We start from the raw sequence: 5196 nt of genomic DNA on the forward strand, positions 1-5196 counted from the left end.
GCAGCTCGACGTTCTTCGCGGTGATGCGGTCGGCGGCCATGCGGGCCGTGCGCAGCGCGACCTCGTCGCGGAAGAGGTTGGAGAGCATGGTGGCGCGCCCCGTGATGAATTGCGGGAGGGAGCCGGGGTGCGCCTTGGTGATGTCGATGCCCGCGTCGCGCGCGTCGTCGAACCGCAGCAGCGTCGAGCGCCCGCCGAGGGCGGCGGCCTCGGACCGGATGCGGTCGCGTTCGGGGTCGGCCACATGGCGGACCACGATGCCGGGCTCCGACAATCGCAGCTCGCCCGGATCGACGGACGACGTCGAATCGTCTCCGTGGGCACCGGTCACGGTACCGTCCTCAGCTCGCCACACACCTGTCAGACTAAGCCGGGCGACTCGGGATCGCGCGCAGCGGGCCCGAGTTTCGCGACAATCGGCGACACGCCGGATCACCGGCCGTTCCTCCCCGACGGGGCATCCGGCCGCACTCTCCCCCGATCGCGGCGGGGCCGGTCCGCGCCGTCGAGGGGGTCGTCAGGATGGGCGCATGAACAGAGTCACCAGCACCGACTACGACAGCCCGGTGGGCCCCGTCCTGCTCACCTTCGTCGACGACGCGCTCGTGCGCCTCGACGTCGCACACGAGGGGCTCGACCGCGCGCGCGCCGAGATCGCCGCCCGGCTCGGCGTCGTCCCCGATCCCGATCCCGCCCCGGGTGCCGACCTCGTATGCCAGCTCGACGAGTACTTCGACGGGGCACGACAGGCGTTCGACGTGCCGCTCGACTGGCGCCTGGTCCGCGGCTTCACCCGCGCGGCCCTCGAGGCCACGCTCGAGATCCCCTACGGCGAGACCGCGGCCTACGGCGAAGTCGCCGTCATGGCCGGGGCGCCGGGCGCGGCCCGCGCGGTCGGCACCGCGTGCGCCGCGAGTCCGTTCTCGATCGTGGTGCCGGTGCACCGGGTGGTGCGCGCCGACGGCTCGATCGGCGAGTACGGCGGCCACCCCGAGGTCAAGCGGCACCTGCTCGGGATCGAGGGGGCGGTTCGGGATGCCGGGGGCCTGCGGGCGGCGGGCTGAACGACGGAACGCCCGGCCCCGCGAGACGCGGTGACCGGGCGCTCCTTCGTCGAGCGGCGTCCGTCAGTGGTTGGACGCCTTCTCGGCGCCGAAGCCGGTGAGGGAACGGACGTCCATCTCGGCGGCCTTGCGGCGGTCCTCGGCGGTGCGCGAGGTCACCGATCCCAGCCACCCCAAGAAGAAGCCGAGCGGAATCGACACGATGCCCGGGTTGTTCAGGGGCCAGATCGCCACCCCCGTGTCCACGAAGACGCTGGTGGGCGTCCCCCAGAACACCGGCGAGAGGAAGATCAGCACCAGCGCCGAACCCAGGCCGCCGTACATGCTCCACACCGCGCCGCGCGTGGTGAAGCGCCGCCAGAACAGCGAGAACAGGATCGTCGGCAGGTTCGCCGAGGCGGCGACCGCGAAGGCCAGCGCCACGAGGAAGGCCACGTTCTGCCCCTGCACGCCGATGCCGCCGAGGATCGCCAGCACACCGATGACGATCACCGTACGACGGGCGACCTTGACCTCGCCGTCGGGCGGCACGTCGCCCTTCTTCACCACGTTGGCGTAGATGTCGTGCGCGAACGACGCCGCCGCGGTGATCGTGAGGCCCGCCACCACCGCCAGAATCGTCGCGAACGCCACCGCCGAGATGAACCCGAGCAGCAGGGGACCGCCGAGGGCGAAGGCGAGCAGCGGGGCTGCGGCATTCACGCCGCCCGGTGCCGCCAGGATCGCCTCGGAGCCCACGAGTGCCCCCGCGCCGTAACCCAGGACGAGGGTGAGGATGTAGAACAGGCCGATCAGCCAGATCGCCCACACCACCGACCGACGGGCCTCTTTCGCGGTGGGCACCGTGTAGAAGCGCATCAGCACGTGGGGCAGGCCCGCGGTGCCGAGCACGAGGGCCAGGGCCAGCGAGATGAAGTCCCACGGGTTCTTGCCGTACTGCAGACCCGGCGCGAGCACGGCATCCCCCTTCGGAGACGCGGCCACCGCGCTCTCGAGCAGGGTGTTCAGGCTGAACCCGTTGATCGCCAGCACCCAGATGGTCATGACCACGGCGCCGCCGATGAGCAGGAACGCCTTGACGATCTGCACCCACGTGGTGCCCTTCATGCCGCCGATGAGCACGTAGACGATCATCAGGATGCCGACCACGGCGACGACGATGGACTGCCCCACGCGCTCGGTGATGCCGAGCAGCAGCGACACCAGACCACCGGCACCGGCCATCTGCGCGAGCAGATAGAAGAAGCACACCGCGAGCGTGGTGATCGCCGCGGCCATGCGCACCGGGCGCTCCTTGAGGCGGAACGACAGCACGTCGGCCATCGTGAACTTGCCCGTGTTGCGCATCAGCTCGGCCACCAGCAGCAGCGCCACGAGCCACGCCACGAGGAACCCGATCGAGTACAGGAACCCGTCGTAGCCGTTGATCGCGATCGCACCGACGATGCCCAGGAACGATGCCGCCGACAGGTAGTCGCCGGCAATCGCGAAGCCGTTCTGCGGACCGGTGAACGAGCGACCCGCGGCGTAGTAGTCCGCGGCGGTCTTGCTGTTGCGGCTGGCGCGGATGACGATGAAGAGGGTCACCGCGACGAAGGCGCCGAAGATCGAGATGTTCAGCACCGGGTTGTTCTCGACCGTCTGCACGGCCGCGTCGATGGAGGCGAGCACGTCGTTCACGAGCGACCTCCCTCGGCGCGCTCGAGCTCATCGCGCAGCTGCTCGGCGCCCGGGTCGAGGCGACGGTTCGCGTACGCGACGTAGCCCATCGTGATGGCGAACGTGGTGACGAACTGCCCCAGGCCGAACAGCAGGCCGACGGTGATCGCGCCCGACACGGGCTGGGCCATGAACCCGGGCGCGAAGGACGACAGTAGAACGTAGACGAAGTACCAGACGAGGAACGCCACCGCGAGCGGGAAGACGAAGCTGCGTTGACGCCGCTTCAACTCCCGGAACGGGGCGGACTCCTCGACCGCGATGTAGTCGACGCCGCTCGTGTGAGCGTCGTCGATCCGACGGTCCGTCATGTGGCCTCCTTGCCTCATGAGTACGGCGCAGCACTGCGCCGATCGGGGAGAAAAGTCCGGGTCGGCCGTTGCTTCCCCGGTGGTATGGTCGACGCTACGAAACGCGGCGACGACGCCGTCACCCCCGGAAGTAGGTAGTGCGTGTCCGCACCCTCCGCTCTTCGAGACGATGCGACCCTGGTGTCGCACGCCGTGTCCGAACTCGCCCGACGCACGCACTTCCCCGTCGCCTTCGGCGGTCTCGAGCACGACGGCGCCGTCCACGTGACCACCATCGTGGGCGCCCGCACCCGCAGCATCGACGGCCTGGTCGTGCACGCCACCCGCGGCCTCGGTGGCCGAGCCCTCGTGGAACGCCGGCCCCGGATGACCCTGGACTACCGCACCTCGCGCACGATCACCCACGACTACGACCGCGCCATCCTCGGCGAGGGGATCGCGACGCTGTTCGCGGTACCCGTCCTGGTGAGCGGCGCTGCCCGCGGCGTGCTCTACTGCGGCTCGTGGGCGCAAGCGCCCGTCGGCGAGGTCGAGGCGCGCCCCGCGTTCGACGTGGCCGGAGAGCTCGGCACCGAACTGCGCGTGCGTGCCGAGGTCGAGCGACGCCTCGCCCGCTCCCCCGCCCCCGAGGGCGGCATCAGCGCCGGTGCGCGAGAAGAGATCCGCGAGAGCTACGCGCAGCTGCGGGGTATCGCGGCGACCGTGGGCGACGACGACCTGCGCCGTCGCCTCGAAGACATCGAGGGGCGATTGGCCGCCCTCACCGGGGACGGGCCGACCGGCTCGGTCGACACCGACATCCACCTGTCGCGCCGCGAGATCGACGTGCTGGCCTGCGCGGCGGTGGGGTCGACGAACGGCGAGATCGCGGCATCCCTGGGGCTTCGAGAGACCACGGTGAAGTCGTACCTGGCCTCGGCGATGTCGAAACTGGACGCCTCGACCCGCCACGCGGCGGTGACCCGGGCGCGGCGCGCGGGGCTGCTGCCCTGACCCCTGGACGACCGGTGGGAAAGCCCTGGCAATGGGCGCCTGAGGTTGAGAGCAGGGCCGATTCTCGGCATCGTGGCTGACTCCTGTCGTCGATCAGAGAAGGAGAGTCACCCATGCTGACGCTCACCGAAGAGGCCACGACCGCCGTCAAGACCATCACCGCGCAGATCCCCGACGCCCCGCAGGGCGGGGTGCGCATCGAGGGCGCCGGCTCGCCCGAGTCGCAGTTCGCGCTGTCGGTCGTCGACGCCCCCGAGCCGGCCGACACCGTCGTCGAGAGCGCCGGAGCGCGCGTCTTCCTCGACAGCGACGCCGCCGCCGTGCTCGACGATCGCGTCCTCGACGCGCAGATCGACCCCGAGCAGGGCTCGGTGCAGTTCGCGGTGACGACCGCGGCCTGAGACCCGTTCGTCGACGACGCCCCGGTTCACGCCGGGGCGTCGTCGTTTTCGGGTCCGTGCGCGCGGACGGCCGAGGGAGCGCGCGGGCTCCGGAGGGTGCTCCTCCGCGAGGGCGGTACGGGATGCGGCGGTCAGCCGCGGAGCACCACGATCTGGTCGACGTCCGCGTCGTAGACGAACTGCAGAGCGGTGTCGGGCGAAAGGTCGGTGAGAGCACGCTCGGCCGAACCGTCCGCCAGCAGAATCATGTAGGCCGCCGGGAAGGCACCCGCTCCGCACGACGGCACCAGGCCCTCCCCGCCGTACGAGAGGCCCGATCCGTCCTCCTCCAGCAGGTCGGGCTGCCAGATGGTCCTGCACCTCGGCATCTGGTCTCCCTCGCGGAAGGAGGGGTAGGAGATGACCCGGAAGCCCTCGAAGGCGGTGTACTCCGTCACCTTCCCGGTCACCCCCCGGTACAGCACCCCGGGTGCCTCGTAGCCGGGGTCGGGGCTCAGCCGGGCGACCTCCTCGACTCCGGCGCGGAGCGGATCGCTCCCCGCACCCTGCGCGAGCAGCCGCGTGGTGATTCAGATCGCCGCCACCAGGACGACGGCGCCGATGACGAGGACCCGAGACCGGCGCGGGTGCGAGCGAGGGTGCTGCGGCCGTTCGGGGGTGGCATCCGAATCCGTGTCGGTCGGCGCGTCAGAGATCGCGGGGGTGGGG

At 70.9% G+C, this 5196-nt stretch carries 7 protein-coding genes; 3 read left to right on the plus strand and 4 right to left on the minus strand.

What is annotated here, in order from left to right; genetic code table 11:
• Positions 1–331: hypothetical protein (locus DBR36_RS18340; protein WP_258222726.1), on the minus strand; the 331-nt coding region annotated here is incomplete at its 3' end.
• A 199-nt stretch (positions 332–530) separates the two neighbouring features.
• Between DBR36_RS18340 and DBR36_RS10600 the strand changes: the two genes are divergently transcribed.
• Positions 531–1064: a methylated-DNA--[protein]-cysteine S-methyltransferase gene (locus tag DBR36_RS10600; RefSeq protein WP_108319197.1), complete on the plus strand. Its 534-nt coding sequence runs from the start codon at positions 531–533 to the stop codon at positions 1062–1064.
• A gap of 63 nt (positions 1065–1127) precedes the next feature.
• Here DBR36_RS10600 and DBR36_RS10605 read toward each other — a convergent pair whose 3' ends face one another.
• On the minus strand, positions 1128–2744 hold the full coding sequence (locus DBR36_RS10605; protein ID WP_181373561.1) for a cation acetate symporter: 1617 nt from the start codon (positions 2742–2744) through the stop codon (positions 1128–1130).
• Positions 2741–3094 (minus strand): DUF485 domain-containing protein, encoded by a 354-nt coding sequence (locus DBR36_RS10610; protein WP_108319199.1) that lies wholly within the window; start codon positions 3092–3094, stop codon positions 2741–2743. The genes DBR36_RS10605 and DBR36_RS10610 overlap by 4 nt, the downstream gene beginning before the upstream one ends.
• Before the next feature lie 141 nt (positions 3095–3235).
• Here DBR36_RS10610 and DBR36_RS10615 point away from each other — a divergent pair, with 141 nt between their 5' ends.
• Both DBR36_RS10615 and DBR36_RS10620 read left to right on the plus strand, forming a co-directional pair.
• Positions 3236–4087, plus strand: a complete 852-nt coding sequence (locus DBR36_RS10615) for a LuxR C-terminal-related transcriptional regulator (protein WP_108319201.1) — start codon at positions 3236–3238, stop codon at positions 4085–4087.
• A gap of 113 nt (positions 4088–4200) precedes the next feature.
• The gene (locus DBR36_RS10620) at positions 4201–4488 is read left to right on the plus strand and encodes a Fe-S cluster assembly protein HesB (RefSeq protein ID WP_108319203.1); all 288 of its coding nucleotides are present in this window, start codon (positions 4201–4203) and stop codon (positions 4486–4488) included.
• Between the two features lie 131 nt (positions 4489–4619).
• On the opposite strand, the gene DBR36_RS10625 is transcribed toward DBR36_RS10620, so the two are convergent.
• Entirely contained in the window at positions 4620–4925 is a 306-nt protein-coding gene (locus tag DBR36_RS10625; RefSeq protein WP_146185325.1) for a hypothetical protein, read from the minus strand.
• Positions 4926–5196 lie beyond the last annotated feature (271 nt).

It is taken from the genome of Microbacterium sp. HMWF026, assembly GCF_003061325.1.
Taxonomy (GTDB): domain Bacteria; phylum Actinomycetota; class Actinomycetes; order Actinomycetales; family Microbacteriaceae; genus Microbacterium; species Microbacterium testaceum_E.

Coding starts and splice junctions, on each gene's coding strand:
- DBR36_RS10600 (WP_108319197.1), top strand. CDS start 531: ATGAACAGAGTCACCAGCACCGACTACGACAGCCCGGTGGGCCCCGTC.
- DBR36_RS10610 (WP_108319199.1), bottom strand. CDS start 3,094: ATGACGGACCGTCGGATCGACGACGCTCACACGAGCGGCGTCGACTAC.
- DBR36_RS10620 (WP_108319203.1), top strand. CDS start 4,201: ATGCTGACGCTCACCGAAGAGGCCACGACCGCCGTCAAGACCATCACC.